The organism is Synechococcus sp. CS-1328 (genome assembly GCF_025128095.1).
In the GTDB taxonomy this organism is placed as follows: Bacteria; Cyanobacteriota; Cyanobacteriia; order PCC-6307; family Cyanobiaceae; genus CBW1002.
This window is the reverse complement of record NZ_JAHLYT010000031.1, coordinates 38,080-63,836: the sequence shown is the minus strand read 5'-3', so window position 1 is coordinate 63,836 and position 25,757 is coordinate 38,080. Positions and strand designations below refer to the sequence as shown.

General features: G+C 70.0%; 28 protein-coding genes. 14 read left to right on the top strand and 14 right to left on the bottom strand.

Features of this window, described 5'->3' with window-relative positions:
• Positions 1 to 76 precede the first annotated feature (76 nt).
• Positions 77 to 196, bottom strand: a complete 120-nt coding sequence (locus KQ310_RS05245) for a photosystem II reaction center protein I (RefSeq protein WP_006172424.1) — start codon at positions 194 to 196, stop codon at positions 77 to 79.
• A gap of 124 nt (positions 197 to 320) precedes the next feature.
• Between KQ310_RS05245 and KQ310_RS05240 the strand changes: the two genes are divergently transcribed.
• Positions 321 to 3,521 (top strand): alpha-mannosidase, encoded by a 3,201-nt coding sequence (locus KQ310_RS05240; RefSeq protein ID WP_259720717.1) that lies wholly within the window; start codon positions 321 to 323, stop codon positions 3,519 to 3,521.
• Between the two features lie 150 nt (positions 3,522 to 3,671).
• Here the strand turns inward: KQ310_RS05240 and psbN are convergent, their stop codons facing one another.
• Positions 3,672 to 3,815 carry a photosystem II reaction center protein PsbN gene (psbN, locus tag KQ310_RS05235; protein WP_259720716.1) on the bottom strand — a complete coding sequence of 48 codons (144 nt, stop codon included), beginning with the start codon at positions 3,813 to 3,815 and terminating at the stop codon, positions 3,672 to 3,674.
• Positions 3,816 to 3,900: 85 nt separating this feature from the next.
• Here psbN and psbH point away from each other — a divergent pair, with 85 nt between their 5' ends.
• The 4 genes from psbH to KQ310_RS05215 all read left to right on the top strand — a co-directional run bounded on the left by psbH (position 3,901) and on the right by KQ310_RS05215 (position 5,567).
• Complete coding sequence (gene psbH, locus KQ310_RS05230; protein ID WP_259720715.1) at positions 3,901 to 4,101, top strand: photosystem II reaction center phosphoprotein PsbH; 201 nt, start codon at positions 3,901 to 3,903, stop codon at positions 4,099 to 4,101.
• Between the two features lie 25 nt (positions 4,102 to 4,126).
• Entirely contained in the window at positions 4,127 to 4,459 is a 333-nt protein-coding gene (locus KQ310_RS05225; protein ID WP_259720714.1) for a TatA/E family twin arginine-targeting protein translocase, read from the top strand.
• A 147-nt stretch (positions 4,460 to 4,606) separates the two neighbouring features.
• Positions 4,607 to 5,242 carry an aminoacyl-tRNA hydrolase gene (gene pth, locus KQ310_RS05220; RefSeq protein ID WP_259720713.1) on the top strand — a complete coding sequence of 212 codons (636 nt, stop codon included), beginning with the start codon at positions 4,607 to 4,609 and terminating at the stop codon, positions 5,240 to 5,242.
• A gap of 67 nt (positions 5,243 to 5,309) precedes the next feature.
• Positions 5,310 to 5,567, top strand: coding sequence for a DUF3146 family protein (locus KQ310_RS05215; protein WP_197157320.1), 258 nt, complete (start codon positions 5,310 to 5,312; stop codon positions 5,565 to 5,567).
• Between the two features lie 52 nt (positions 5,568 to 5,619).
• On the opposite strand, the gene KQ310_RS05210 is transcribed toward KQ310_RS05215, so the two are convergent.
• Together KQ310_RS05210 and KQ310_RS05205 are read right to left on the bottom strand one after the other, a co-directional pair.
• The gene (locus tag KQ310_RS05210) at positions 5,620 to 6,087 is read right to left on the bottom strand and encodes a resolvase (protein ID WP_259720712.1); all 468 of its coding nucleotides are present in this window, start codon (positions 6,085 to 6,087) and stop codon (positions 5,620 to 5,622) included.
• Positions 6,088 to 6,097: 10 nt separating this feature from the next.
• Positions 6,098 to 7,333: a DUF3084 domain-containing protein gene (locus KQ310_RS05205; protein ID WP_259720711.1), complete on the bottom strand. Its 1,236-nt coding sequence runs from the start codon at positions 7,331 to 7,333 to the stop codon at positions 6,098 to 6,100.
• Between the two features lie 213 nt (positions 7,334 to 7,546).
• On the opposite strand from KQ310_RS05205, the gene KQ310_RS05200 reads away from it, so the two are divergent.
• Positions 7,547 to 8,377: a sulfotransferase gene (locus tag KQ310_RS05200; RefSeq protein WP_259720710.1), complete on the top strand. Its 831-nt coding sequence runs from the start codon at positions 7,547 to 7,549 to the stop codon at positions 8,375 to 8,377.
• An 18-nt stretch (positions 8,378 to 8,395) separates the two neighbouring features.
• On the opposite strand, the gene ntcA is transcribed toward KQ310_RS05200, so the two are convergent.
• On the bottom strand, positions 8,396 to 9,130 hold the full coding sequence (gene ntcA / locus KQ310_RS05195) for a global nitrogen regulator NtcA (RefSeq protein ID WP_259720709.1): 735 nt from the start codon (positions 9,128 to 9,130) through the stop codon (positions 8,396 to 8,398).
• Between the two features lie 328 nt (positions 9,131 to 9,458).
• Between ntcA and KQ310_RS05190 the strand changes: the two genes are divergently transcribed.
• Complete coding sequence (locus KQ310_RS05190) at positions 9,459 to 10,124, top strand: cob(I)yrinic acid a,c-diamide adenosyltransferase (protein ID WP_259720708.1); 666 nt, start codon at positions 9,459 to 9,461, stop codon at positions 10,122 to 10,124.
• Positions 10,124 to 10,717: a dCTP deaminase gene (gene dcd / locus KQ310_RS05185; RefSeq protein ID WP_259720707.1), complete on the top strand. Its 594-nt coding sequence runs from the start codon at positions 10,124 to 10,126 to the stop codon at positions 10,715 to 10,717. The genes KQ310_RS05190 and dcd overlap by 1 nt, the downstream gene beginning before the upstream one ends.
• A 33-nt stretch (positions 10,718 to 10,750) precedes the next feature.
• Here dcd and KQ310_RS05180 read toward each other — a convergent pair whose 3' ends face one another.
• From KQ310_RS05180 to KQ310_RS05170, 3 genes are read right to left on the bottom strand one after another with little or no spacing between them, the layout of a single operon-like run.
• On the bottom strand, positions 10,751 to 11,185 hold the full coding sequence (locus KQ310_RS05180; RefSeq protein ID WP_259720706.1) for a hypothetical protein: 435 nt from the start codon (positions 11,183 to 11,185) through the stop codon (positions 10,751 to 10,753).
• 56 nt (positions 11,186 to 11,241) lie between these two features.
• Positions 11,242 to 11,967: an FAD-dependent thymidylate synthase gene (gene thyX / locus KQ310_RS05175; RefSeq protein WP_259720705.1), complete on the bottom strand. Its 726-nt coding sequence runs from the start codon at positions 11,965 to 11,967 to the stop codon at positions 11,242 to 11,244.
• 34 nt (positions 11,968 to 12,001) lie between these two features.
• On the bottom strand, positions 12,002 to 12,565 hold the full coding sequence (locus KQ310_RS05170; RefSeq protein ID WP_259720704.1) for a thioredoxin domain-containing protein: 564 nt from the start codon (positions 12,563 to 12,565) through the stop codon (positions 12,002 to 12,004).
• A 91-nt stretch (positions 12,566 to 12,656) separates the two neighbouring features.
• Here KQ310_RS05170 and KQ310_RS05165 point away from each other — a divergent pair, with 91 nt between their 5' ends.
• Positions 12,657 to 13,070, top strand: coding sequence for an NIL domain-containing protein (locus tag KQ310_RS05165; RefSeq protein WP_259720703.1), 414 nt, complete (start codon positions 12,657 to 12,659; stop codon positions 13,068 to 13,070).
• A 13-nt stretch (positions 13,071 to 13,083) separates the two neighbouring features.
• Positions 13,084 to 13,557, top strand: coding sequence for a hypothetical protein (locus tag KQ310_RS05160; RefSeq protein WP_259720702.1), 474 nt, complete (start codon positions 13,084 to 13,086; stop codon positions 13,555 to 13,557).
• Here KQ310_RS05160 and KQ310_RS05155 read toward each other — a convergent pair.
• Complete coding sequence (locus KQ310_RS05155; protein ID WP_259720701.1) at positions 13,523 to 15,598, bottom strand: lytic transglycosylase domain-containing protein; 2,076 nt, start codon at positions 15,596 to 15,598, stop codon at positions 13,523 to 13,525. The two genes, KQ310_RS05160 and KQ310_RS05155, sit on opposite strands and share 35 nt — an antisense overlap.
• A 64-nt stretch (positions 15,599 to 15,662) precedes the next feature.
• On the opposite strand from KQ310_RS05155, the gene KQ310_RS05150 reads away from it, so the two are divergent.
• Entirely contained in the window at positions 15,663 to 15,890 is a 228-nt protein-coding gene (locus KQ310_RS05150; protein WP_259720700.1) for a hypothetical protein, read from the top strand.
• A 40-nt stretch (positions 15,891 to 15,930) separates the two neighbouring features.
• Positions 15,931 to 17,397 (top strand): phosphoglucosamine mutase, encoded by a 1,467-nt coding sequence (locus tag KQ310_RS05145; protein ID WP_259720699.1) that lies wholly within the window; start codon positions 15,931 to 15,933, stop codon positions 17,395 to 17,397.
• Between the two features lie 4 nt (positions 17,398 to 17,401).
• Here the strand turns inward: KQ310_RS05145 and KQ310_RS05140 are convergent, their stop codons facing one another.
• From KQ310_RS05140 to KQ310_RS05125, 4 genes are read right to left on the bottom strand one after another with little or no spacing between them, the layout of a single operon-like run.
• Entirely contained in the window at positions 17,402 to 18,418 is a 1,017-nt protein-coding gene (locus KQ310_RS05140) for a BadF/BadG/BcrA/BcrD ATPase family protein (protein ID WP_259720698.1), read from the bottom strand.
• Positions 18,418 to 19,737, bottom strand: a complete 1,320-nt coding sequence (locus tag KQ310_RS05135) for an IctB family putative bicarbonate transporter (protein ID WP_259720697.1) — start codon at positions 19,735 to 19,737, stop codon at positions 18,418 to 18,420. Before KQ310_RS05135 ends, KQ310_RS05140 begins: the two co-directional genes overlap by 1 nt.
• Positions 19,734 to 20,468, bottom strand: coding sequence for a tRNA (guanosine(46)-N7)-methyltransferase TrmB (gene trmB, locus KQ310_RS05130; protein WP_259720746.1), 735 nt, complete (start codon positions 20,466 to 20,468; stop codon positions 19,734 to 19,736). Before trmB ends, KQ310_RS05135 begins: the two co-directional genes overlap by 4 nt.
• A gap of 26 nt (positions 20,469 to 20,494) precedes the next feature.
• Positions 20,495 to 21,781: an FIST N-terminal domain-containing protein gene (locus KQ310_RS05125; protein WP_259720696.1), complete on the bottom strand. Its 1,287-nt coding sequence runs from the start codon at positions 21,779 to 21,781 to the stop codon at positions 20,495 to 20,497.
• 35 nt (positions 21,782 to 21,816) lie between these two features.
• Here KQ310_RS05125 and KQ310_RS05120 point away from each other — a divergent pair, with 35 nt between their 5' ends.
• Positions 21,817 to 22,467 (top strand): DUF3177 family protein, encoded by a 651-nt coding sequence (locus KQ310_RS05120; RefSeq protein WP_259720695.1) that lies wholly within the window; start codon positions 21,817 to 21,819, stop codon positions 22,465 to 22,467.
• On the top strand, positions 22,457 to 22,771 hold the full coding sequence (locus tag KQ310_RS05115) for a hypothetical protein (protein ID WP_259720694.1): 315 nt from the start codon (positions 22,457 to 22,459) through the stop codon (positions 22,769 to 22,771). The genes KQ310_RS05120 and KQ310_RS05115 overlap by 11 nt, the downstream gene beginning before the upstream one ends.
• A gap of 30 nt (positions 22,772 to 22,801) precedes the next feature.
• On the opposite strand, the gene ileS is transcribed toward KQ310_RS05115, so the two are convergent.
• Positions 22,802 to 25,687, bottom strand: a complete 2,886-nt coding sequence (gene ileS / locus KQ310_RS05110) for an isoleucine--tRNA ligase (protein ID WP_311134705.1) — start codon at positions 25,685 to 25,687, stop codon at positions 22,802 to 22,804.
• Positions 25,688 to 25,757: the final 70 nt, after the last annotated feature.

The following is a 25,757-nucleotide window of genomic DNA, read 5'->3' as shown; positions in this document are numbered from 1 at the left end:
ACACGGGGGAGCGGTCGCTCAGGCTGCGCGGCGGCCGGTTGGTGTCACGGCAGGAGGAGCGGCCCCAGGGCTCGCCTCAATCCTCGAGGTCCTTGCGGCTGGGGGTCCGGCTGGGATCACTCGCCAGGAAGCCGAACACGAAGATCCCGATGAAGAAGAAAACGACGGAGTAAACCGAGATCTTGAGGGCGAGCATGGGCTGACCTGCTGGGGCAGGGGCGAGGGAGACGACGGGTGACAGGGAGTGACAGGCTCCGGGAGGTGCCTCGCAGGCCCTGCGGCAGCCGCATCATCCTATGGGTCCTGGCTTGCTATCCAAAATGCCCGAGGGCCCTGAGCAACAGGAATCCCCCCGGATTGAAACGTTTCAGTCACGTTCGCGCCGGGAGCTCCAGCCCCTCTGGCTCTGCCCCTGGCCCGATGGCTCCGAAGCCCCGGCCCTCACCCATCCGTGGGCGCCGCAGGCACGGCCCGATTGGACAGCCCGCGGCCTGATCGTCTGGCCGCGGGGCCAGCAGTGGTGGCGGCTGCGGCTACGCCTGAGCTGCCCCTCCGCGTGGGGCGATCTGGCTGGGGCAGCCGAGGCCCGTCTGGTGTTGCGCTGGTGGGCCGATCGCGCCGAGCTGTGGGTGAACGGCAGCTGCCGGCACCGCGGTGACCTGTTCGACACCGCCTGCCGCTGGGTGCTGCCGCACTCCTGGTGGCGGGGCGAGCCGCTGGATCTGGAGTTGCGGCTGCGCAGCCCCCTCCACGACGACGGCGCCCTGATGCACAGCCGCCTCGAACTGGAACCGACCGACCCGGCCGATCCCCTGGGGCTGCTCGCCGAGACGGCTGCCGCCCTGGTGCGGCTGCGTCAGGATCAGCCCTTGTCGCCTGTCGCCGCGCCTCCCCTGGCGGCGGGCCAGCCCAGGTTTCATGTGCTCGGTCATGCCCACCTCGACCTGGCCTGGCTGTGGCCCGTGGCGGACACCTGGCAGGCGGCTGAGCGCACCTTCGCCTCGGCCCTGGATCTGATCCAGCGCTTCCCGCAGCTGCATTTCGGCCATTCCACGCCTGCGCTCTACGCCTGGCTGGAGCGGCACCGCCCGGCCCTGTTCGAGCGCATCCGCGCCGCGATGCGGGCCGGCCGCTGGGAGCCGCTCAACGGTCCCTGGGTTGAGACCGACTGCGTGCTGGTGAGCACGGCCTCCCTGCTGCGCCAGTTCCAGGAGGGGCAGCACTACAGCCAGGCCACGTTCCCCGAGTGGGAGCACAGCCTCGCCTGGTTGCCGGACAGCTTCGGCTTCGGGGCCGGTCTGCCAGCGGTGGCGGCCGCCACCGGAGTGCGCTGGTTCTGCACCCACAAGCTCGCCTGGAATGCCACCACTCCCTTCCCCCACCGACTGTTCCGCTGGCGCAGCCGCGGCGGCGCTGAGGTGCTGGCGCTGATGACAGCGCCGATCGGCACCGATGGCGATCCGGAGACGATGGAGCGCTACCGGTTGGAGTGGCAGCAGGCCACTGGCCTTGCGACCGCCCTGTGGCTGCCGGGGGTGGGCGACCACGGCGGCGGCCCCACCGCCGAGATGCTCGAGCAGCTGGCCCTCTGGCAGGCCCAGCCCGAGGCGGCGCCCCAGCGCCACGGCAGCCTGCGCGAGTACCTGGCGGATCTGGCGTCGCTGGCGCCGACGCTGCCGGTGTGGCGCGACGAGCTCTACCTGGAACTGCACCGTGGCTGCCCCACCAGCCGGCCAGACCAGAAGCGCCACAACCGCAGCCTGGAGCGGTTGCTGCGGGAGGCGGAGCTGGCCCAGGCGCTGCTGCAGGGAGGCAAGGTAGACAGAATTCAGGCAGAGAGAGGCCAGCTGGAGGGGGACGAGACGGACCGGCCCGACTGGCGCGATCTGCTGTTTCAGCAGTTTCACGACATCCTTCCCGGCAGCTCGATCCCGGAGGTGTTCGAACAGGCGGAGCCCCAGTGGCGCCGCGCCCGCCGCAGGGCGCGCCGGCAGCGGGATCAGGCCCTGGAGCGCTGGCTGGGGGCTGCAGTGGCGGGGGATGCTGTTGGGCTTGTCGGCTCGGCCACTGGAGCAACGAGTCAAGACTCGGCGGCAGCCGGCCAGAGGGACGACCAGACGGCCGGCCAGACCGATGACCAGAAGAATGACCAGCCGGCTGACCAGAGGTGGTGGATCGCCCAGCTCCAGCCCCTGGCGGCGGCCTCCTGCACTGTTCGGTTGCCTGCGGGCCAGTGGAGCCTGCTTGCCCCGGCGGGCGATCAGCCCCTCGCCAGCCAGCCGGCCGCGTCCGGTGGGGTGTGGGTGCAGCTGCCCGTCCCGGCGGGCGTGGCGGCCCTGCCCCTGCGGCGAAGGCCACCGGGGCGAAAGCCACCGGGGCGCAGCACGATCGGATCGGACACCGCCCCGAGCCCTGGCGCCTCCGGTGGCGAGTCGCTGCCCCTGCGGGATCCCGTACGGCTGGAGCCCGATCCGGATCGGGGGCACGACATCTGGCGGCTCTCCAATGGACTCCTGAGTGTGGCGATCGGGCCCGCGGGTGTGGAGCAGCTCTGGGATGCCAGCGGCGTCGCCCAGCTCGCTGCGCCGCTGGCCTGGCGGCACTACGGCGATCGCGGTGAGTTCTGGGATGCCTGGGATCTGGTGGCCGACTACCGCGACCATCCCCTGCCCTGGATCTGGGACGGGCCGCCGCAGTGGCTGGAGCGGGGGCCCCTCTGCGCGGCGTTCCGCTGGCGGGGCCGCTGCGGCACCAGCCCGCTGAGGCTCGATGGGCGCCTGCGTGCCGGCAGCCCCTGGCTGGAGCTCAGCCTCGCGGTGGACTGGCGCCTGCGCCATGAACTGCTGCGACTCGAGGTGCCGCTCGCCTGGCCTGCCGTTCGCTGGGCCACCGACACCAGCGGCGGCGTGATCGAGCGTCCAGCCGAGCCCCAGACCAACCGCGAGCGCAGCCGTTGGGAAGTGGCGGCGATCAGCTGGCTGGCGGCGATCGGTGCATCGGCTGATGGCATGGCCGAGCCTGGGCTGGCGGTGCTCCTCGATGGACCCCAGGGGGTGTCGGCCAGCCCGCAGGCGCTGGGGGTGTCGTTGCTACGGGGCCCCACCTGGCCCGATCCATCCGCCGACAACGGCTGGCAACGCCAGCGGCTGGCCCTGATGCCCTGCGCCGGTGGCTGGCGCCCTGGCATTGTGCCCGCGGCGGCTCAGCGTCTGCGCGAGCCCCTCTGGCGGCGTCCCACCGCTGCGATTGGAGCCGCCCATCCGCTATCCGGCTTCCCTGCCCTGGCCGAGGATGTGCAGCTGATCTCCATGGCGCCGGATCCCGAGCCCGGCGTGGTGCGCCTCACCTTGCAGAACCTGGGCCCTTGCCGGCGGCCTCTCGAGCTTGGAACCGGCTGGCAGCTGCTGGAGCGGGTCGACGGTCTGTTTCAGCCGCTGTCGCGGCAAAGAGGAGGTTCTCAGGCGGCAGCGGTGCTGGGGCCCTGGGAGTTCGGTTTCTGGCGGATGTGCCGGCGTGCCTGAGCGTCACGGGTCCCCCGGCGGACTGCGTTCGCTACAGGCCTGGTCGCCAGCTCCCTTTGGCGATGTGCCAGGACCGGTCCGGTGCACCCGATCCAAAGCATTGCGCCAAACAACCTTTCAGCGTTGTTTGGAAAGGATTCGAGAAGCCGCTCAGTCCTCGTGATCGTCGAAGGGATCGGTGAGCTGCTTCGAGGGCGGCCCGAAGGCCTGATAGACGCCGAAGCCGGTGAGGGCCAGCAGCACCGCCAGCACGGCGAGGGCAATGGAGAGGGCGGGCGAACCTGTGGATTCCATACAAGTGTCGACAGCTGTCGCAGGCTGCCCAGGCGTGACGTTTACAGTAGACGCCACGCTTCCTTGATCGAGAGGATCGAGCTCCATGGCCCAACGCACCCCCCTGGGAAATCTGCTGCGCCCGCTGAATTCCGAATACGGCAAGGTCGTTCCAGGCTGGGGCACCACCCCGGTGATGGGGGTGTTCATGCTCCTCTTCCTGGTCTTTCTGCTCGTGATCCTGCAGCTCTATAACAAGTCGCTGCTGCTCGAGGGCATCACTGTCAACTGGAATGGCGCCGGCTGATTCCTGACCCAGCCGCTTCTCCTGCATGAATTTCTTCGGTATCGGTTTGCCCGAACTGGCGGTGATCGCCGCCATTGGACTCCTTGTGTTCGGGCCCAAGCGGCTGCCTGAGCTGGGTAAAACCCTGGGTCGCACGCTCAAGGGTTTCCAGTCGGCCTCCCAGGAATTCGAGAAGGAGTTCCGCTCCGCCATCGCCACCGAGCCGGAGCCGGTGGCCACCCCTGTGTCACCGGTTCTGCCTGAGGCCGCTGCGGCGCTGGAAGCTTCAGCCCCATTGCCTGCGGCTGTTTCTGAAGCGGGTACTGGAGAGGTTGTCTCTGCGACAGCCATTGGCGAGCCGGCCACCCCAACGACCTGAAGCCTCACCACTCCTTTTCACAAGGCTTTCGAAGGGTTTCGACGCGATTGAAAGTAGCTGAGTCGTGTTGCCCAGCGCCCGCGCCTTAGCCTCGGGCAGTCCTTCTCGGGTGATTTTTCCCTACAGCCCGTGAGCCCAACGCCTCCGGTGACCACTGAGATCCCCCTACCTGGAGTGGACCTGCGGCTGCTGGTCGGCCTGGGCAATCCCGGCTCCAAGTACGTCGAGACGCGCCATAACGTGGGCTTCATGGCCCTCGAACGCCTGGCTCGCGAGCTGGGAGCCGGGTTTCGTCAGCAGACGAAGCTCCATGGCCTGCTGGCAGAGGTGGGCCACGGCGATCGGCGCCTGAGGCTGCTCATGCCGCAGACCTTCATGAACGACAGTGGCCGCTCGATTCGTGCCGCCCTGGACTGGTTCGACCTGCAACCCTCCCAGATGCTGGTGGTGGTGGACGACATGGATCTGCCCTTCGGTCGTCTGCGCCTGCGTGCCAGCGGAAGTGCTGGTGGCCACAACGGCCTGCGCAGCACCATCCAGCACCTCGGCAGTCAGGAGTTTCCGCGGCTGCGCATCGGCATCGGCGCTCCGGCAGAGCATCCCGTCGAGCGCCGCGCCCGCACGGTGTCCCACGTGCTGGGGCGCTTCTCGGCGGACGAGCAGCCTGGCCTTGCGGCCGTGCTCGATGAGGTGGTGGGCGGCATCGACCTGATCCGCCGGCTCGGGATCGAGCGGGCCGGCAATCGCCTGAACAGTTTTTCGCTTCAGGCTGCGGCAGCCTGATCTCTGCCATGGGCTTTTGTCAGCCTTGATCTGCTTGTCGTGAGCCCTTCGCCGTGATCCATCCCTCGTGAGCCGTCTGCCCGCCACCACCGCCCAGCTGCGGGTCCTGCGCCAGAGCTTCAGCCAGCGGGTGCTGGAGGGTGAGGTGTCCGCCGGCGGGTTCCAGTGGACCTTCTGCTGGGCCTTCGATCGTGGTGAACTCAACGTGGAGCCCTCCCTGGGCCGCGCCCTGATCCAGGACGCTCTGCTGCGCTTCCTGCTCCAGGCCGATTACCAGCTCGAAGCCGGCGGCGACTACGCCTTCACCGTGCGAGCCAGCCTCTGAGATCGGGCTGGGCAGCGCGGGCTCGGCGCGGAGTCGGGCCTGCTGTTCTGGCTCAGGGTCGCGGCAGGGTTCGCCCCAGGAACCGTTCCAGCAGCAATTGCGCCACCACATCGTCCCAGTCGCGCGGGGGTTGTCGCAGTCCGCGGGGCAGGCAGCGCCGCCAGCCCCGCGGCGGGAACAGCTCCCAGTACCGCTGCCGCGCCGCCAGGGTGCTGCCTCGCTCATCCACCAGATGCACGGCCGCGATCGGCGCGAGTCTCGTCTGCCAGCGCTGGCTGCCGGTGCCGTTGCCCAGCACGATGTCCGCCACCAGGCCCTCGGCGCACCATGCGCTCAGCTGCTGCCAGGCCGCCTCCGGGGTCAGCACCGCCGCTTCCACGATCCGCTGGCCCGTGGCATCGGTGCGCACCAGGCCGCACTTGTTGCGGCCCGGATCCAGCCCCGCCAGCCCGGCTCGACGTGGCGGTGCATTGCCGTGGGGGAATCGATCGCCCTGCTCGGGTGAGGCGTGGGTGGCCATGGCACGGCGTTCAGGGGCGTCCGTTGCGCGGCCGGATCCAGCGGAGCTCCACCACGATCGGATCCGGGGTGTCGGCATCCTGCACGGCCACGGCTTCCAGCTGGGCCGCCTGATCCTCCGGGCGCTCGCTCAGGGAGCGGGCCAGCTGGTTGAGCAGGGCCGCATCGAACTGCAGGCCATCGGTGATCGAACCCAGGCGCTGCACCTTGGCGTAGGCGGCAGCCAGCAGCAGGTTGAGTCGGCTGTTGACCTGCTGGGGGTTGTGCACCTCCGGCTCGAGGCTGGTGGTGGCCAGCACTTCGCCTGCCCGGGCCACCGTGCGGTTCGGCCGCAGGTCCGGAAAGGCCAGCACCTGCTGCTCGCCGCGCAGCACGTTGGCGGCCGAGAGCAGGCTCACCACCCAGGAGCCGGGGCGGGCCAGCAGGGTCTCCAGCTTGGCGATGTCGTTTCTCGGCACCAGCAGGATCTGGCGGTTCGGCGGCTCCCCCGGCAGCACCCGCTGGAACGCCAGCCGGTTCGCCTGCTGCAGCAAGGTGTTGATCACATCCCTGGCCTGCTCGGGCCGCTCCAGGGTCACCTTGGCGGTGGCCAGGGGCTGGCCGCTGCTGATCACCACATCGCCGCGGCGCAGGGCGATGATCTTGGTCTCAAGGCCCTGGAGTTCCTTCTCCCCCTCCTTGATCTGACCTTGCACCGCCGCCAGGGCGGTTTCGGTGCGGCGGATCTCCTGGTCCCGGTTGGCCACATCACGGCTGAGCCGATCGCGTTCGGCCTCCAGCCGGGCACGCTGCTGCTGCAGGGGCAGCAACTCGCGGCGCAGTTGCTGCAGTCGCTTCTCCGCTTCATCCCGCTGGGCCTGGGCCCGTTTTCGCTCTCCTTCCACCCGCTTGGTGGCCGCCTGGGCGCTGCGGCTGGCCTGCTGAGCGGTGGCGCTGGCGGTCTGGGCACCGACCAGGTCGCGGCGGCTGCGCGCCAGATCGTCGCGGCTCTGCTGCAACCGCTGCTCGAGCTGGTCGAGTTCGAACAGGCCCACCCGCAACCGTTGGCTGACCAGCAGCATCAGCCCCAGGGACATGGCACTGATCAGCGATCCGGTGAGCACCGTGATCAGCACAGCGGTGCGGCGCGGTCGCAGGTTGAACAGGCTGAGGCGCGCCTTGCCCACGCGGCTGCCGAGCCGATCCCCGAGGGTGGCGAGCACGCCGCCCAGCACCAGCAGGACCAGGATCAACAACCAACCCGTCATCGCTGCCTCGCCACGCCGTCGTTCTGCTGTCAGGGGCCGGATCCCGCAGGCTTCCGGAGGCTGCATCCTGCAGCACAATCCCCATCGTCCGGCGCGATGCGGACAGTCTGGGGAGGCGTCCCGCCGGTCTGCTCCGTCGTCCTGTGCCGGGGGGCCTGGTGGAGCGGACGTCCCAGGGTCGTTTAACCTCCGGTCCGCCCGGCTTGCGCCTCGATGGTTCCCGACTTCATGGTGATCGGGGCGCAGCGTTCCGGCACCACCTGGCTGCATCGGGTGCTCAGTCAGCATCCGGATCTGTGGCTCACGCCGGTCAAGGAGCTCCACTACTTCGACAAGCCCCGGATCCGGTTTGGCGTGCTCGACGCCGATGAGCGACGGCGCGCCAAGTTCTGGGACCTGAAGCGCTTCGGCCGCGATCCCCGCTGGTACACCCGCTACTGGTTCCTGCCGCGCAGTGATGCCTGGTACGGGCGACTGTTTGGTCAGGGGCTCCGCCAGGGCAAGCGGGTCGGCGAGATCACCCCCGCCTACGCCACCCTGGAGCGGCCAGTCTGGGAGCGGATGCAGCGTCTGGCGCCGGAGCTGAAGCTGGTGTTCGTGATGCGCGATCCGGTGTTGAGAGTCTGGTCGGCGATCCGCAACCGGGTTCGCAAGGGCCAGTTCGATGGTGATGCCGCCGTTGCTGCGCTGCTGGAGCAGGCCCGCCTGCCCGGGGCCGCGAGCCGTTCCGACTATCTCCGCACGATCGAGACCGTCGAGGCGGTGTTCCAGCCCGCTCAGCTGCACTGCTGTTTCTTCGAACAGCTCAGCAGTGAGCCGGCCGCCCTCGCCGACGACCTGTTCGGCTTCCTGGCCGTGCCGTCCTTGAATGAGGGGCTGCGTCTGCCGCCGGCCGTGAACGTGGCGGCCGGTGGCCATGAACCCCCCCTGGCCTTCCAGCGGGAGATGGCGCGCGACTACCTGCCGATGGTCGACCGTCTGGCGGAGCGCTTCGGTGCGGTGCCGCAGGGCTGGCTGGAGCGCTACCGCAATCTGCTCAGCTGAGCGGCTGAGCTGAACCGCTCAGCTGAAGCGTTTGGCCAGGGCGATCGGGTCGAAGACCGTGATCTTCTTGCGATCCACCTGCACCAGTCCGTCGTTGCGCAGGTCGCCCAGCAGCCGCGTGATCGTCACCCGGGTGGAGCCGATCGCCTCGGCGATCGCCTGGTGGGAGAGGCGCAGGTCGATCGTGATGCCCTCCTGGCTGGGCACACCGAAATCACGGCAGAGCACCAGCAGGAAGCTCACCAGCCGCGAGGACATGTCGCGATGGGTGAGGGTTTCGATCATGGTTTCGGTCTGCAGGATGCGGGAGGAGAGGCCCTGCAGCAGCAGCAGACCAACGCTGGCATCGCGCTCGATCGCCTGGCGGACCGAGGTGGCCGGAGCCGTCACCATCTCCACGCGGGTGAAGGCGATGGCGTGATAAAAGCGATCGGAGCGCTGGCCGGTGAGCAGCGACAGCACCCCGAACAGGCTGTTCTCCCGCAGCAGTGCCACGGTGATTTCCTCCCCGGATTCGTAGACCCGCGATAGCCGCACGGCGCCGCGGCGCAGCAGATAGACCCGCTCGGCTGGGTCTCCGGGGAAGAAAATCGTCTTGCCACGCTCCACGGTCTCGACGCTGCTGCCGCCGAGACCCCGCATGACATCCAGCAGGGTGGCGCCGGCGTTGCCGGACACGCCCGTTCCGGAGCCAGCGGAGCCGCCGGGAGGTGGGGGGGCGTAACGGCTGAAGCCGCGAGTAGCGCCGACCATGACGGCGGGGCAGGAACTGGGAAGCTACGGAGCGACCCTGCTCTTTCTTGTAGCAACAAACACGGTTGCTGTCAGGGGCTCCGCTTCCGCTCCCGCTCGCCGGCCTCCTGGCCCCTGGTGCCGCGCGGCTGTTGACGCCTGCCACAGCCTGCGCGGCCATGGCCAGTGAACTCTCTGTTCCCACCAGGGATGGTGTGCATCGCTTGTCCAGGGCGCCGATGCCGCTACATTCAGGTTCCAGCGCAGCATCCGATCCCGTCGCTTCGGTGCCTGCGCCGGCCGGCCGGCTTGATCTGCTCGCCCGGTCCCATCGCCCTCCGGGATGTCCATGACCGCCAGCCTTGTCAGTCCCCAGGGCAGCCATCGCCCCTCCCAGCGGAGTGAGAGCTCTGGGCGGGGTCAACGGCTGGAGACGCGGCCCGATCTGCGCTCTGATCTGCGGCCCGATCCGCGATTCGAACCGGTTTGCCCAGCGGCTCGGGCTGTGGTGCCACTGCGGCCCGTTCCCCTGGCCGAGGGGCTGCTGCAGGTGCACACCGCCCCCTTCCGCGGCAGCTTCGGCGCCGTGTTCAGCCAGGCCCTGCGCACGGCGGGTCTGGGCAGTCGTGTGCTCGTAAGCCAGTTTCTCAAGGGTGGCGTGGACCAGGGGCTGGGCCGCAGCCTCTGGCTCTGCGGCCGCCTGCAGTGGCTGCGGCCGGCCGTGCCCTCCTGCCTCTCTGCCCCCCTGCAGGCCGAAGCCGAGCCGGAGCTGGCCCTGGCGGCCGTCCGGGAGGTGTGGGACTTCAGCCGCCAGCAGCTGTTGACCGGGGCCGTGGATCTGATGGTGCTCGATGAACTGGGGCTGGCGATCGAGCTGGGTTACCTGTCGCTGCTGGATGTCACCGAGGTGCTGGAGCAGCGGCCGGCGCAGTTGGATGTCATCCTGACGGGCCCGGCGATGCCGGCCGCTCTGATGGCCATGGCCGATCAGGTCACCCAACTGCGCCGCGGCTGATGCTCAAGAACGACCGCTGGATCAAGGAGCGGGCCGAGGCCGGCATGATCGAGCCCTTTGAGGCCCGTCTGGTACGGCATCTCGAACCCGAGACCGCCAGCGCGCCGGTGCTCAGCTTCGGATGTTCCTCCTATGGCTACGACCTGCGTCTTTCGGCGCAGGAGTTCCTGATCTTTCGCCATGTGCCCGGCACGGTGATGAACCCGAAGAGGTTCAATCCGGCCAACCTGGAGCCGGCCCCCCTGCACGAAGACGGCGATGGCGCCTATTTCATCCTGCCGGCCCATTCCTATGGCCTTGGCGTTGCCATGGAGAAGCTGAAGGTACCGGCCAATATCACGGTGATCTGTCTGGGCAAGAGCACCTACGCCCGGCTCGGCATCATCGTCAACACCACCCCTGCCGAAGCGGGCTGGGAAGGCCATCTCACGCTTGAGTTCAGTAATTCTTCCGGCGCCGATTGCCGGATTTATGCCAACGAAGGCATCTGTCAACTGCTGTTCTTCGAAGGCGATCCCTGCGACACCACCTACCAGGATCGCGCCGGTAAGTATCAGCATCAGCCGGAGCGGGTCACGCTGGCCAGGGTCTGAACCGTCGTCCCTCTGCGTTGGCAAGCCTCTGAGTCAGTAACGCCAGCCTCTGGTGTAGGGCCGTCCGCCCAGTCCCATGGCCCGCTGCAGCACTCCGAGGCAGGGAAGGCCGCTGCTGCACAGGGGTACGGGACGGTCGTTGATCACGAAAGCAGCCACTGCTCCCGTGGCGGGCGCACCAGCCGCCCCTGAGCCAGCCGCGACAGGGTTGCGGCCCCCGCCTGAGTCTGCGGTGGCTGGAGTGCCGCCGGGTGCCGTCCCGGATCCGCCGGACAGGCGCTGGCGGGTCTGCTCCAGCAGCTTGCCGTAACTGGCTCCACTTTGCTGCTGCAGGCTGTTCTGCACCGATCCGGCCGCCGCCGCATCCAGCAGCATCTGGGCCCGGCCCGCCGGTGCGGTCAGCCCGCCGGCGGCCACAGCCGCCCCGATCAGGCTCAGGAGCAGCGAGGCAGGGGCGGCAGGGAACACGGGGAGCGCCAGGTTGTGGCATGAAGACAGGCCCCAGCTTGCCGAAAGATCGGCGCTCAGGGGGCCAGGCGGGCCTTGTGCAGCCGGCTTTTGGCGTACCAGTCCGCAAATTCCGGCGCCCAGTGCTCCAGATGGGGCCACATCAGATCGCAGAGGGCGCGGATTTCCTGTTGGGCATCGAGCTTGGCGCGCAGGTCGAGAAAGTGCAGGAAGGCCCGCAGCGAAAAGCTCACCACAAAGTGCTGGCGGTAATCGAACGGCAGGATGCCGCGGGCATGCTCCTCGGCAAAACCAGCCGCCAGCAGATCGCGATAGCGCTCAGCGGCCTGCTGGCAGAGCTGCAGATCGATCGCCCGCTGCTCCTCGCTGTAGAGGTAGCGCTTGCCCTGGCGGTCGCTGTAGGAACCCACCGGCCGCAGGTAGAACACCTCCTCCAGCTCCATCGCCCCATTGGCGGCGCGGCAGATGCGCTCGCCCGTGTAGCGCATCGATTGCACATCGAAGCTCACACCCACCCGATGGGTGCGGGCCTGCTGCATCACCGAGTGGGGGAACCAGCCCACATTGAGCACGATCTGCGCATGCTCCAGCGGTCCGAAGTGGCCGCGCTCGCCGGCCAGCAGGCGCTTGATGCAGATCTCGCCGGCCTTGGCTTCCTGCGGCCAGCTGCTGGGGTCGGCGGCGACGAAGCCCTCGCTGTAGTCCTGATGCATCGCCGCATAGATGCACCGCTGCGGCTCGGGAGTGGCGGCGATCAGGGCGACCCGGAAGCGGGGATCCATGGGCAGGGGAGTGGATGCGTGGGTGGGAAGGGCGTCAGCCGTGGCTGCGGGGATCGGCCATCACGGCCGGCGCCTGGGCCGTGTCGGCCAGGCTGCTCACGGCGCCGACACCGGCCAGGCGCGGCAGCGGCGTGCCATCGATCAGCGCCTCGACCAGGGCGTTGAGCTCAGGGGCGCTGCGGGCTCCGAGGGAGCGGCCCACGGATTGGCCGGTTTTGTCGAACAGTTCCAGCTGGGGAATGCCGTTCACCTCGTAGCGCTCGATCTCCGGCAGCCAGCGCGGATTGTCGACATTGAGCAGCACCACGTTGAGGCGATCACGATGCTGCCGCTCCACCGCCTCCATGGCCGGCGCCATCGATCGGCAGGCCTCGCACCAGTCGGCGTAGAACTCCACCAGGCTGGGGCGGCCGTTGCTCAGGGCCACCGGCAGATCCAGCGACCGGCGGGCCAGCTGCTCCAGCGGTGCCTCTGGATGGAGCCCTCCTCGCAACCACACCAACGCCACCGCCAGCGCCGCGGCGATCATCGCCAGCAGCACTCGCTCGCGGCGGCCCAGGGGGCTCGAGGGCGGGGAAGGATCGCTTGGGTTCGCCATCTGCCGCAGGGAGCCGACCGGCACTCTGGCAGTTCCGCGTCAGCCCTGACCTGTAGAGCTTGCTAGCGTCCGACTCGGAGGATGCGGCACCGTGAAACGACGTCTCACGCTGCATTTCCCCCGGGAAGCGGTGCACCAGCCGATCACCTACCGGCTCGCTGTCGACTTCGACATCGCCGCCAAGATTCTGCGGGCCCAGATCGCGCCCAACCAGAGCGGCACCATGGTGGTGGAGCTGTCCGGTGACATCGACGAACTCGAGGCCGCTGAGGTCTGGCTGGAGAGCCAGGGACTGGCGCTCAACCGAGCCCCCGGAGAGATCCGGATCGATGCGGAACGCTGCGTCGATTGCGGCATCTGTACCGCCATCTGCCCCAGTGGAGCCCTGCGCTGCGAAGCGCCGGCCTGGAGGCTGCAGTTCGAGGCGGATCGCTGCCTCGTCTGTGAGCAGTGCATCCCCAGCTGCCCGCTCGATGCCATCGCCCTGGTGCTGGATCAGCCATGAACCTGGATCAGCCATGAACGATGTGCTGCGCCTGATCTCGATGCCGTTCCGGGCGCCCCTTGTGCTCCTGCTGATCGGGGTGAGCGTCTATCTGGGGATGCACTGGACCCTCACCCTGCCGCAGCTGAGCGAGCGCTATTCAAGCCCCGGCCATTTCATCCTGCTGGTGGAGTACCTGCACGCCGTGGTGGTGGTGGTGATCTGCACGATGCCGGATCTGCTCCTGTTCCGTCTTTCACAGCTCATGGCCGCCAGTCGGGTGGTGAGCCTGGTGGTGAGCCTGCTGCTGGTCACCCTGGCCGGCCTGTACCTGCTGCACCTCAACATCCTGGCCAACGTGCTGATCCTGGCGCCGGCCGTGCTGCTGGCCCGTCTGGATCTGGTGCGGATCCGGGTGGTGCCCTCCTCGTTGACCATGGTCCTGGTGTTGAACATCCTGGTGTTGGGCGGGCTCATGGCAGGACGCTGGCTGGGCAGCCACGGTTAGGCGATGTGGGCGCAGGCGTGATCGGAACGGGTGCCTGGCTGTAGCTCCAGAGGTTGCCCAGCACCTTCTTCACGTAAAGCCGCGTTTCCGGATAGGGGATCGCCTCCACCCAGAGTTCCGGCTCGTCGCGCAGGCGACGGCGTGCGGCAGGCTCGGCCAGCCAGCCGGTCACGGCCCCCGGGCCGGCGTTGTAGCTGGCCACGATCGGCAGGAGCTGCTGATCCCACTGGCGAGCCAGTTGGTGCAGATAGAGGGCGCCGAGACGGGCATTGAGGCCGGGATCCTCCAGCTCCCGGCTGCTTGTGGGTCGGCCAGCCAGCTCAGAAGCGGTACTGGGAAGCAGCTGCAGCAGTCCCACGGCGTCGGCGGGAGAGTGCACCGTCGGCGTGAAGCGTGATTCCTGCTTGGCCACCGCCAGCAGCAGGCTCACCGGCAGCCCCACGGGCGCTGCCGCCTTCTGGAACTCCGGCAGGAAGCGCTGGGGGTGGAGGCTGCGCTCCAGCAGGGGCTGCAGCCCGCAGGGATCCGGGGCAAGCCGCAGCGAAGCCAGCTCCAGCTGCCCCAGGCCGGTCCAGTCATCGCCGACTCCCTGCCGGAGTCGCCCCTCCACCAGCAGGGTGGCGCTGTCGCCGGGCGGCACGTTGCCACGCCGCTGGCGCCACTGCTCCCAGGCCTCGAGCCGTTGATCGAGGCGCCAGAGGGTATCGAGCCCGGGATCGCCGCTCTGCAGCGGCCACCAGGGCTCGCCGCTGGCGGCAGGTTCGTCGGGGTTGGCAGGGGCGATGGCCTGTTCTTCCAGCAGGGTGTCGGCGGCGGGATCTCCCAGCTGCACGGCGGCCCGCCAGGCGTAGTAGCCCCCGGGCCACTGCCGACGCAGCTCCTGCCAGCGGCTGAGCCCCGCCTGGCGGTTCCCCTGGCGGACCTGGGCATAGGCCAGCCAGAAGCTGGCCCGGGCCGCCAGCGGTGCCGGCAGGGTTTCCGGGGTGATTGTGCTCAGCAGCTGGCTGGCGTCGGCCCATCGCCCCGCCAGCAGGGCGGAGCGGGCCAGCTCCCACTGCAGATCCCAGCTGGCCCGATCCGTGGGCCAGCGCTGCAGCACCGCCAGGGCGCCACGGCCTCCCCCTGCCAGGGCCGCGTGGGCCTGCACCGGCGCACTGGAGCGCCAGCGGGGTGGCAGCTGCGCCAGCAACGCGTCGGCCTGCGGCTGCAGGACCAACAGCCGCACGGCTTCATCGGCCTCGGGGACCTCCGGGGCGCGGCGGACCAGTTCCAGCAGGCGCCCCTGGCCCAGGGCGTTGTCGGCGGCAGTGCCCTTCAGAAGGGCCTGGGCCAGGCTCAGCTCGGTGGCGTTCGAACCGCGGCCACCCCTCAGGCAGGCCAGGGCGGCCTGGCCGTCGCCCAGCTGGGCGAGGCCGGCGGCAAGCTGATCCCGCTGGCCCGCGTTCGGCGCTGGATCCTTGAGGGCACAGGCCGCGCGGATCGGCTGCATCGCGCCGGGCCAGCGGGCTCCCCAGCGGGCCAGATGGCTGGCGCCATCCAGCAGGGCCTGGCCCTGATCGCCGGCCTCGAGGGCGGCGGCCAGGGCGGCTGGATGGGCGGGGAAGCGCTGCCGCAGCCGTTGCCGCTGGATCGGTTGCTCCCTTCCGAGGGCGTAGAGGGCATCGGCGCTGCTCGGCGCGTCGGGGAAGCGGCGCAGTTGTTGCTGCCATAGCTGGGTGGCGGCGGTGCTGTCGCCCAGGGCTTCGGCGGCCAGGGCGTCCTGCTTGAGCACCACGGCGGCGAGGGGATCGGCTCCCCAGCCCTGGTGACGCAGGAGCTGCCGCCGTTGGCGTGGCTCCTCGCCGAGGCGGGCGTGCAGCAGCAGCGCCGCGTCCCGCCGTCGCCAGGGATCCGGGTCCCAGCGTGCCGCCCTGGTCAGTGCAGCACTGGAGACGGCGGGAGTCAGGGGGGGGCGCAGCCACTGCAGCAGGGCGCCGCCACCGAGGAGCGCCGCACCGGTCCCCAGGGTGGTCGCGGCGATCAGCAGGGGGAAACGGGGCACGGCGTGCGGGCCAGGTGCCGGCATTCTGGGGAGCCCTCCGCCGCCGGTGCCGCCGGCTCGGTCGATGCCGCGGTTGCCGTCCCTGCCGCCCTTGCCGCCGTTGCTCACCACCCTGCCGGGAGCGGCCCAGCGCCGCCGCACTCTGCAGATCTGGGCGGCGGCAGGGGTCGTCCTGCTGCTGCGCCCCTATCCCCCCTTCCGCTGGTTGCCGGGCTGGAGCGTGGGCCTGCTGCTGCTCTGGGCGGTGGTGGAGCTGCTGCGCTGGGCCTGCTGGCCGCGGCGCTGGCGCTGACACGGCGCTTAACCTGCTGCCCGCCATCGATTGCGTTGCCATGCCCGGGCCGCTGCCCCCTCCGATCGGTGCGCCCCTTGGTGACGCCGTCACCGGATTCGGCACGGACGGCATCCGCGGTCGCGTCGGCACCTGCGTGACCCCGGCCCTGGCGCTGCAGGTGGGCTACTGGTGCGGGCGGGTGCTGCGCACCGCCGGCCCGGTGGTGATCGGCAGTGATTCGCGCACCAGTGGGCCGATGCTGGTGGCGGCCCTCACCGCCGGTCTGACCGCCGCGGGTCGGGAGGTCTGGAACGTGGGTCTCTGCCCCACGCCGGCGGTGCCCGGCACGATCCGCCGCCTCGGCCTGGCCGGTGGGCTGATGGTCTCGGCCAGCCATAACCCACCCCACGACAACGGCATCAAGGTGTTCGGGGCCTCCGGCGCCAAGCTCAGCCGCGACCAGCAGGAGGCGATCGAGCGCGGTCTGCGGGGCACGCCCGAGCCTGAGGCCGGAACTCCGATCGGCGGCAGCAGCGGCAGCGGCGCCGCTGCGAGTGCCTCCCGTGCAAGCGGCAGCAGCGCCGGCGACTTCCAGACGTTCGGCGCTGCCTACGAGCGGGGCGACCTGCTGGAGGTCTATCGGCAGGGTCTGCTGGCCAGCGTGGACGGGCGACGACTGGATGGGTGCCCGGTGGTGCTTGACCTCTGCTGGGGATCAGCCGCCGCCTGTGGGGAGGCGGTCTTCCGTGACCTCGGCGCCGCAGTGACGGTGCTGCACGGCGAGCCGGATGGCCACCGCATCAACATGGGCTGTGGCAGTACCCATCTCGAGCCGCTGAGACAGGCCGTGCTCGCCAGCGGTGCCGCCATGGGATTCGCTTTCGATGGCGATGCCGACCGCATGCTCGCTGTCGATGGCCAGGGCCGGGTGGTGGACGGCGATCAGATCCTCTACCTCTGGGGCACGGCCCTGCAGGAGGCCGATCAGCTGCCCCAGAACCGCATCGTGGCCACGGTGATGTCCAACCTGGGCTTCGAGCGTGCCTGGCAGGCCCGCGGCGGGGTGCTGGAGCGCACCGCCGTGGGGGATCAGTACGTCCACCAGGCGATGGAGGCGCTGGGGGCGGGGCTCGGTGGTGAGCAGTCGGGTCACATCCTCTCGGCCCGCCATGGCATGAGCGGCGATGGCCTGCTCACCGCCCTGCAGGTGGCCACCCGCCTGCACCAGGCCGGCCTGAGCCTGGCCGATTGGCTCGAGAGCAGCTTCCGGCCCTACCCCCAGCGGCTCGTCAACGTGACCGTGCCCGATAGGCAGCGGCGGCAGCAGTGGCAGCAGTGTGAGCCGCTGCGTCGTGCGGTGGAGGCGGCCGAGCAGGCGATGGAGGGTCAGGGACGGGTGCTGGTGCGGGCCAGCGGCACCGAGCCCCTGCTGCGGGTGATGGTGGAGGCGGCCGAACAGGGGCAGGTGGATCACTGGACCCACCACCTGGCGGCCCAGGCCGAAGCGCACCTCTGCGCTGTCTGAGGGCTCAGGCCGCCTGATCCGCCAGCTGCTGGGCGAGCTGGAGGGCACCGGCGCAGGCATCGCCCTGCGGGTCCACCAGATGGGCGCCGCCCAGCCCCTCCTGCAGCCGCTGGGCGAAACGCTGGTGCAGGCCCTCCAGGTGGCGCAGGGCCCCGCCGCTGGTCACCACGGCCGGGTTCTGCAGCTCCAGGGCCGCGGCCACCGCCACGACCATCGCCGCCAGGGCGGCGGCGTTGGCCTCCAGGATCGCCGCCGCCTCGGCATCGCCGCGCCTGGCCAGGTCGTTCACCACCGGCGCCAGGGCGGCGAAGCCAGCGGCGCCGAACTGCGGCTGCACCACCAGGGTCTTGATCCGCTGCGGTGCCTGGGGGTCGTCCACGCCCAGATCCAGGGCCTGCCACAGGGCCCGGCGCAGATCGGAGTCCGGGCTGCGGCCATCGGCCATGCGCAGACTCAGGGCCAGGCCGTCCCGGCCGATGTCCATCGCCGAGCCGGCCCCATCGAGCAGCCAGCCCCAGCCGCCGCAGCGGTGGCTGCGGCCCTGGCCGTCCTGGCCCACGGCGATCGTGCCGGTGCCGCTGATCACCAGGATGCCGGCCCCACCCGCGAAGGCGCCGTGCAGGGCGGTGCGCTCATCGCCGGTCACCTCCAGCCGTTCCAGGGGCAGTTGCAGGGCCCTGGCGGCGAGGCGTCGCCCCTCCTCCTGCACGGCGGTGCCCTGCTCGATCCCGCTGGCGCCGATCGCCGCTGCAAGGAGGGGCTCCGGACCTGCCTGGGCCTGCGCCTCTGCCGGCAGCCGTTCCAGAGCGCTCTGAAGGCTGAGCTGCAGGGCCGCCCGGAAGCGCTCCGGACCATCCGGTGCCGCCAGGTGGCAGACGCCCGGCCCCTCGCCTTCCGCTAGGACCACACCCGCTGCCGGATGGGGCAGGGCAAGGCGGCAGCGGGTGTGGCTCTGGCCCGCGTCGAAGCCGGCGATCAGGCCCTGAGGCTGCGGCGCCGCCGCTGCTGGCGAGCCGGTCATCAGGGGCGATCCGTGGCCCGGCTCGGCCGCGGCGCGGCCGCGAGGGTGGCGAGGCAGAACCAGGCGATCAGCTGCACCTCCGGCCGGAAGAAGATCGTGTCGGTGAGGCCCTGCACGATCAGCCCGGCGATCACCGCCACCGAGGCCAGGCAGGGCAGGGCCAGCAGGCCGGGCTGGCGCCACTGGGCCAGCCCGGCCCTGATGCCCGCCAGCGCAAGGCCGACGCCGGCCAGCAGGCCGGGAATCCCCGCCTCCACGGCAAGCTCCAGGGGGATCGAGTAGGTGCTCAGGGCGTTGAACTTGGGTTGCTGATAGAGCGGGTAGATCAGGTTGAAGGCCGTGTTGCCTGGCCCGATCCCCAGCCACGGCCTGTCGCGGATCATGTCCAGGGCCGCCATCCAGACGTTGATGCGGAAGTTGTTGGAGCTGTCCTCGCGGCCCACCAGCAGGCTCATCGCCCGCACCCGCAGGGGCTCCACCTGGGTGACGAGCAGCACCAGAATCAGCGCCCCGCCGCCCAGCAGCAGCAGCGGAAACAGGCGCCGCCACAGCAGGGGCCAGGTCTGGGTCTGGCGGATCGCCAGCAGCATGCCGATCACGGCCATGGAGACGACCATCCCCATCCAGGCGCCGCGGCTGTAGGTGAGCACCAGGGCCGCAGCGCCCAGCACCAGGGAGGCCAGGGCAAAGAGCTTGCGGGCCAGGCCGGGCCAGCGCAGCAGGGCCACGATCGCCAGGGGCAGGATCGGCAGCAGGTAGCCCCCCAGCAGGTTGGGGTTCTCCAGGGTGCTGTAGATCCGCACCGTGCCGCTGGCCACCGAGTTCGGATCGGCCCAGCGGGCCAGTTCGCTGGTGTTGGCATAGAGCTGCCGCAGGCCGATCACGCTGGTCACCAATCCGCCGGCCAGCAGCGCTGCCACGATCCGGTCCCACCACACCGGCGCGGCGGCCAGCAGCTGGCGCATCAGGGCATAGACGGCCATGTAGCTGAGCAGTTTCAGCAGCCCCTTGGCCGCGGCGGCCGGCACTGGCGAGAAACCCGTGGCCAGCACCGCCAGGGCCAGCACCACCAGCAACCAGCCATTGATCGGGCCCAGGCCCTGCGCCGGCGTGCGCAGGGCCCACACCAGCCAGAGCAGGCCACTGGCCAGGATCAGCAGGCTCAGACCTTGGCGGGTCACCAGGGGCAGGCCGGCCATCAGGGCGCAGAGCACCACCCCGGCCACCAGGGGCAGCCGGCTGCTGAGGGGGCCGGCGGGGGTGTTGGCCAGGACCCCCTGCCAGCGCAGCAGCCAGGGGGTGGGGGCAGGGGAGGTCAAGGGGCTGGTGGCTCCGCGGCGCAGGAGTCGGTGGTGCTCACCGGCTCAGTGGCGGGATTATCGGCGGCCAGCGCCACCAGCTCCTCCAACCCGGGGGCGGGCGTCAGGGCGCGTTGATAGAGCACGCGGTAGACCGGAAGCCCCTGCTCCAGCACCAGTCGCTCCCGTTCGGTCGGCACCGGCAGGGGGTTGTGGTCGCGCCAGGGGCGCCGGTCCTGCGGCGGACGGCTGAAGCAGGCACTGGCCTCGATCAGGGCCACCATCGGCTCGATCACGGCCAGCACGTCGCTCTGGATGAACAGCTCCCGGCCCGGCGCCAGGGCGGCCGCGATCGCGTGCAGCAGGGCGGGCTGCAGCACGCGTCGCTTGTGATGCTTCGTCTTGAACCAGGGATCGGGGAACTGGATCGTGACCCGCTCCAGCCTCCCCTCCGGCAGGGCCCTGAGCCAGTCCTGCAGGCTCACGTTGGCGTTACAGAGCAGGTAGTGCAGGTTGCTGAGGCCCAGGGCCTTGCGGTCGGCTTCGGCGGCCTCCACCAGGGGCCTGCGGATCTCGATGCCGAGATGGTTGCAGCCCGGATCCGCCTGCGCCAGGGCCTGCAGGAAGCGGCCGCGGGCCGAGCCGATGTCGAGCCTGAGCGGGAGAGCCGGATCGGCGAACAGCTCGTTCAGCGGTGGCAGGGGCCGCGGCAGCAGGTGGCGGCGGCTGAGGGGATTGACGTGTTGACGCACCATGGCGGCAGTGTCGCTCCCGGCGTTCAGGCCGCGGCTTCGGCTGCTGGGGCGGGTGGGTCCACGGGCTCCTGGGGCACGAGGAAGCCGATGCTGGCGGTGTAGCCATGCAGGTGGGTGTTGCCTGCCACCGGCCCGATCTCGCCGTTGCAGAACGCCCCGGCGATCGGCACCGTCGCGAAGGCGGCGCGACAGAGGCTCACATCCCCGTCCGGGCGGCCGTAGAGGCCCTGGCCCCGGCCCAGGCAGGCAAAGACCAGCGCCGCCAGCGGCTCCGGCTCCCGTTCAGCCTGGTTGGCCAGCAGCTGGCGCAGCTCCTGGCTGGAGGCGGCGGCATCGCGCAGCTGGAATTGCACCTGCTGGCCCACCCGCATCCGCTCCGCCACGGCCACGGCGCCATTGCGGGGATCGACGCCAATCAGGTTGCGCACCAGGAAGGCGGCAGAGTCTTCGCTGCTGCTGCTGAGGCTGAAGTTGCTGCGCCCCACACCCAGGAACAGGGAGTGCTTGACCAGCTCCCGCTCCTCTGGGGTGAGGGCCGTCAGAATTTCCTGCAGGGCGGCCACGGGGGTGTTGCGCCGCTGGCCGAGGCTCACTTCCAGCACCACATTGCGCTGGGCCTGCTCCACTTCGAACACCGGGCCGATCGGCCGGCAGCCCTGTGCGACCACCGCATCGAGCCGCCAGGCTCCATCGATCAGGCAGCCCACTGCGCCGGTGCAGACCGCGCCGTCGAACAGCAGGGAGCCATGGCTGGCGCTGTGCTGTCCGGCGATCCCTCCCACCTTGTCGACCCCCGCAAAGGCGTAGTCGAGGCCACTGATCAGGTCGTTGATGGCCGGACTGGAGGGATCCACCAGCAGCAGCATCGAGGCCGACGCGCCTGCGGCCGTGCCGACCCGATCGATCCAGGGTTCAGCGGGGCCGTCCAGATCCGGCAGTTGGCTCGTGTCGATCTGGAATGGATGCAGCCGGGCACCGGGCAGGCGCAGCAGGGTCACGCTCAGGGCCGGCTCGCGTTCCAGCTCCCGCGGCACCCCGGCAGGGTCGGTGCCCACCACGCCGCCGCCGACACAGCCGAGCCAGTGGCTGGAGCGAAGGCGTTGGCTGAGCAGCGGCAGCAGGCGCGGCAGGTCACTGGCGTAGGCGCTCGAGACGAACACCAGGGCCAGATCCGCTTCCTCCTTGCTGCTCAGTTGGCCGGCGACGGCCTCCACTGCGGCCTCCAGGGAGGCCTCCTGGGAGAGCGCGCTGCGACACCAGGCAGCCGGCTCAGCTGGCTCGAGCCAGCGCAGGAATGGAAATGCGGCCATGGGCGGACCCTATCGCCTCAGGCAGGCTGCGGATAATGGCGTCTTCCCGTACCGCCGCCGTGTTCGAGTCCGATCTCCTGTATCGCTCGCTGGTGTGGCTGGATGTGAGGCTCGCCAGTGTGTTCGCCCTGGGTCTGCCGCTGGTGCTGCTGATCTGGGCGGCCCTGCGTCGGGAGGCGGCCCTGGTGCGGCTGCTCACGATCTACTGGAAGGTGGCCAGCTTGCTGCTGGTGGCTCTGCTGCTGCTCACCGATCGCCGTCCGCTCGGCTACGCCCTGCTGGTGATTGCACCGCTGTTGATCGCGGCGTCCCTGTGGTTCTGGGTCGATCTGAACGAGGAACTGGCCGACCTGCCGCCCTGGCGGCCCTTGCCGCTCACCCTGCGCCTCTGGCGCTGGAGCCTCACGGTGCTGGCCCTGCTCGGGGCGGGCCTGGCGGCAACGGCGCTTCCCTGTCTGGGGGGTGGCGTGGCTCTGGAGCGCACCCTCTGCCGTGCCTGGCTGGAGGCGCCGCAGGGCATTCATGGGGGCGTCGACCGGGTCTTTGACTTCGTCTTCGGTGCCGATTGGACGCCGGTGGTGGCGGCCTTCGTGGGCTACCTGGGCCTTGTGGGCTATGGCGTGGGGATGTTGCAGTGGCTGGTGGTGCGGCTGCCCAAGCAGGGGAGGGTGGCCGGTGAGTTCTGAGACGGGCGCTGCCGGCTCCCAGGTGCTGGCCCGGCTTGAGGAGATCAGCCGGGACCGGCCCGATCGGGTGCTGCGGCTGCGGGGTGTCCTCGGCGAGGACCCGCTGGAGTTGCTGGTGTTCCGCGGCTTCTCCAGCAGCACCACCCACCCCACGGAGGTCGATCCCGACCAGTCGGTGCTGCCACCGGGCGCCCGGATCGAAGCTGCCGAACTCCTGGTGGGACCATTGCGGCCCGGTGCCGAGCAGGTGCTGGTGGGGCCGGTGCCGATGGATCAGTTTCTGGATCCGGGCTGCTGGTGCTGACGCGCCTGGCGGGCTGACCGCAACCCGAACTCAGGGGGTCAGCACCGCCACGCAGCGGCCGCAGAGGCTGGGGTGCCGCACGTGCTGGCCGATGTCGGTCTCGTAGTGCCAGCAGCGCGCGCACTTCTCGCCCTCGGCCCTGGCAATCCGCACCTGGAGGCCGCCTGTGCTGGCCTCGGCCAGCACCGCGTCAGGGGGAGCACCGCCCAGCTGCAGAGCCGAGACCAGCAGCCAGTCGGCCAGGTTGTCGACGCTTGGCGCGGCTGAATCCGCCAGCCAGTCGAGGCAGGGTTGCAGGGCCGCTGCGGCCTCGCCGTCGCTGAGCTCCAGGTGCACCTGGGCCTCGAGGGAGGCACCGAGCTTGCCTTCGGCGCGGCAGCTCTCCAGCTGGCGGTTCACCAGGGCGCGCAGCTCGAGAATCCGCTCCATGGAGCTCTCCAGTTCGGGTGCGGCCCAGTCCGGTGGCGCCGTGGGCCAGCCCCGCTCAAACACCGAGACCTCGGCCACGGGGTAGGGAAGGTTCTGCCAGATGTCTTCGGCCATGTGGCAGAGCACCGGTGCGATCAGGCCCGCCAGACGCTCCAGCACCAGGCTCAGCACGGTCTGGCAGCTGCGGCGGCGGAATTCGGCAGCGCCGCTCACATAGAGCCGATCCTTGGCGATGTCGAGGTAGACGTTGGAGAGATCCACCACGCAGAAGTTCTGCAGCGCCTGAAAGAAGCGGTAGAACTCGAAGCGCTCGAAGTCGCCCGTCACCGAATCGATCAGAGCGGCGGTGCGCTGCAGCATCCAGCGGTCCAGCAGCGGCAGCTCGGCGTAGGCGATCGCATCGCCGCCCTCGGCCACGGGCCGCGGATCGAAGTCGTGGAGGTTGCCCAGCAGATAGCGGGCCGTATTGCGCACTTTGCGGTATACATCCGCCAGTTGCTTGACGATTCCCGGACCGAGGGGCACGTCGGCCGAATAGTCGACCGAACTCACCCACAGCCGCAGCACATCGGCGCCATAGGCGGGATCCTGCTTGGCGTTCTTGCCGCCCTCGACCAGCACCGCCGGGTCAACCACATTGCCCAGGGATTTGCTCATCTTGCGGCCCTTCTCATCCAGGGTGAAGCCGTGGGTGAGCACCCGCCGGTAAGGGGCGTGGCCATGGACAGCCACCGAGGTGAGCAGGCTGCTCTGGAACCAGCCGCGGTGCTGGTCTGAGCCCTCCAGGTAGAGGTCGGCGGGGTAACCCAGGGGCGAGGCCTCCGCCGGTTCGTCAGCGGCGACGAGGCCGCCAAGCACTCCGGCCCAGGAAGAGCCGGAATCGAACCACACATCCATGGTGTCGCTTCCCTTGCGCCATTGATCGGCCTGGTCCGCATAGGCGGCTGGCAGCAGGCCGGCCTCATCGCGCTCCCACCAGACGTCGGAGCCGTGCTCGGCGATCAGGGCCTGGATGTGGTCGAGGGTGTCGGCGTTGAGCAGCACCTCACCACTGCTGCGGTGATAGAAGACGGGGATCGGCACACCCCAGGTGCGCTGGCGCGAGATGCACCAATCGCCCCGATCCCGCACCATCGCCTCGATGCGGTTGCGGCCGCTCTCGGGCAGCCAGTCCACGGCGGCGATCGAGGCGAGGGCCTGGTCGCGAAAGCCGTCCACCGAGGCGAACCACTGTTCCGTGGCCCGGAAGATCGTCGGTTTCTTGGTGCGCCAGTCGTAGGGATAGCGGTGCTCGTAGCGCTGCTCCGCCAGCAGGGCGCCGGCATCCCGCAGGGCGGTGATGATCGCCCCGTTGGCCTCTTTCAGCACGTTCAGGCCGGCGAATGGACCGGCTTCGGCGGTGAGGTTGCCGGCCTCATCGACCGGGCAGAGCACCGCCAGGCCGTACTTGCGGCCGGTGTTGAAGTCGTCCACGCCATGGCCGGGGGCGGTGTGCACCAGGCCGGTGCCTGCCTCGGTGGTGATGTACTCGCCGCCGATCACCACCGGGCTGCTGCGATCCAGCAGGGGGTGCTGGTAGGTGATGCCCTCCAGCTCCGCGCCCTTGACCTGCAGGATGGGTTCGAGACTCAGCCCCAGGGTGTGCTCCAGGCTGGCCGCCAGATCGGCCGCCACCACCAGGTGGGCAGCACGGTGTTGGCTCCCCCCTCCGCCCTGGCCGATGCGGCAGATGGCGTAGTCGAGGCGGTCGTTCACCGACACCGCCAGGTTGGCCGGCAGGGTCCAGGGCGTGGTGGTCCAGATCGCCACCGCCAGGGAGCCAGCGCCTTCGAGGGTCACGCCGGCGCCGTGCAGGCGCTGGCGCAGCGGCTCGGGCAGCTCCACTACCGGAAAGGCGACGTAGACGCTCGGGGAGGTGTGCCCGTCGGGATACTCCAGCTCGGCCTCCGCCAGGGCGGTGCGGGAGCTGGGGCTCCAGTGCACCGGTTTGAGCCCGCGGTAGATGTGCCCGGCCAGTACCATCTGGCCGAACACGCCGATCTGGGCCGCCTCGTACGCCTTGTGCAGGGTCAGGTAGGGCTGGTCCCAGTCGGCCCAGATGCCCCAGCGGCGGAACCCGGCCTTCTGGCTTTCCACCTGCTCGAGCGCATAGGCGTGGGCCTTGCGCCGCAGCGCGATCGGCGTGATGGCCTGGCGTTCGCTGCTGCTGAGGCTCTGCAGCACCTTCAGCTCGATCGGCAGGCCGTGGCAGTCCCAGCCAGGCACGAAGCGGCAGCGCTTGCCCTGCAACAGCGCCGTTTTGTTGATGATGTCCTTGAGGATCTTGTTAAGGGCGTGACCCACGTGCAGGGCCCCATTGGCGTAGGGCGGCCCGTCATGCAGGGTGAAGCGTTCGCCCGGGTTCTCGCGGCTGAGACGCTCGTAGATCCTCTGCTCGGCCCAGAAGCGCTGCAGCTCCGGCTCCCGCACCTTGGCATTGGCCCGCATGCCGAAGGGCGTCTGCAGCAGGTTGAGGGTGTCCTTGTAGGACACCTCTGCGGTGGGGCCCGCGGCCGCA

Bases quoted from the DNA above. Each gene is read 5' to 3' on its own strand.
- KQ310_RS05245 (WP_006172424.1), bottom strand. From the start codon at position 196: ATGCTCGCCCTCAAGATCTCGGTTTACTCCGTCGTTTTCTTCTTCATC.
- KQ310_RS05240 (WP_259720717.1), top strand. From the start codon at position 321: ATGCCCGAGGGCCCTGAGCAACAGGAATCCCCCCGGATTGAAACGTTT.
- psbN (WP_259720716.1), bottom strand. From the start codon at position 3,815: ATGGAATCCACAGGTTCGCCCGCCCTCTCCATTGCCCTCGCCGTGCTG.
- psbH (WP_259720715.1), top strand. From the start codon at position 3,901: ATGGCCCAACGCACCCCCCTGGGAAATCTGCTGCGCCCGCTGAATTCC.
- KQ310_RS05225 (WP_259720714.1), top strand. From the start codon at position 4,127: ATGAATTTCTTCGGTATCGGTTTGCCCGAACTGGCGGTGATCGCCGCC.
- KQ310_RS05210 (WP_259720712.1), bottom strand. From the start codon at position 6,087: ATGGCCACCCACGCCTCACCCGAGCAGGGCGATCGATTCCCCCACGGC.
- KQ310_RS05205 (WP_259720711.1), bottom strand. From the start codon at position 7,333: ATGACGGGTTGGTTGTTGATCCTGGTCCTGCTGGTGCTGGGCGGCGTG.
- KQ310_RS05200 (WP_259720710.1), top strand. From the start codon at position 7,547: ATGGTTCCCGACTTCATGGTGATCGGGGCGCAGCGTTCCGGCACCACC.
- ntcA (WP_259720709.1), bottom strand. From the start codon at position 9,130: ATGGTCGGCGCTACTCGCGGCTTCAGCCGTTACGCCCCCCCACCTCCC.
- KQ310_RS05190 (WP_259720708.1), top strand. From the start codon at position 9,459: ATGACCGCCAGCCTTGTCAGTCCCCAGGGCAGCCATCGCCCCTCCCAG.
- dcd (WP_259720707.1), top strand. From the start codon at position 10,124: ATGCTCAAGAACGACCGCTGGATCAAGGAGCGGGCCGAGGCCGGCATG.
- thyX (WP_259720705.1), bottom strand. From the start codon at position 11,967: ATGGATCCCCGCTTCCGGGTCGCCCTGATCGCCGCCACTCCCGAGCCG.
- KQ310_RS05170 (WP_259720704.1), bottom strand. From the start codon at position 12,565: ATGGCGAACCCAAGCGATCCTTCCCCGCCCTCGAGCCCCCTGGGCCGC.
- KQ310_RS05160 (WP_259720702.1), top strand. From the start codon at position 13,084: ATGAACGATGTGCTGCGCCTGATCTCGATGCCGTTCCGGGCGCCCCTT.
- KQ310_RS05150 (WP_259720700.1), top strand. From the start codon at position 15,663: ATGCCGCGGTTGCCGTCCCTGCCGCCCTTGCCGCCGTTGCTCACCACC.
- KQ310_RS05145 (WP_259720699.1), top strand. From the start codon at position 15,931: ATGCCCGGGCCGCTGCCCCCTCCGATCGGTGCGCCCCTTGGTGACGCC.
- KQ310_RS05140 (WP_259720698.1), bottom strand. From the start codon at position 18,418: ATGACCGGCTCGCCAGCAGCGGCGGCGCCGCAGCCTCAGGGCCTGATC.
- KQ310_RS05125 (WP_259720696.1), bottom strand. From the start codon at position 21,781: ATGGCCGCATTTCCATTCCTGCGCTGGCTCGAGCCAGCTGAGCCGGCT.
- KQ310_RS05120 (WP_259720695.1), top strand. From the start codon at position 21,817: ATGGCGTCTTCCCGTACCGCCGCCGTGTTCGAGTCCGATCTCCTGTAT.
- ileS (WP_311134705.1), bottom strand. From the start codon at position 25,687: ATGCGGGCCAATGCCAAGGTGCGGGAGCCGGAGCTGCAGCGCTTCTGG.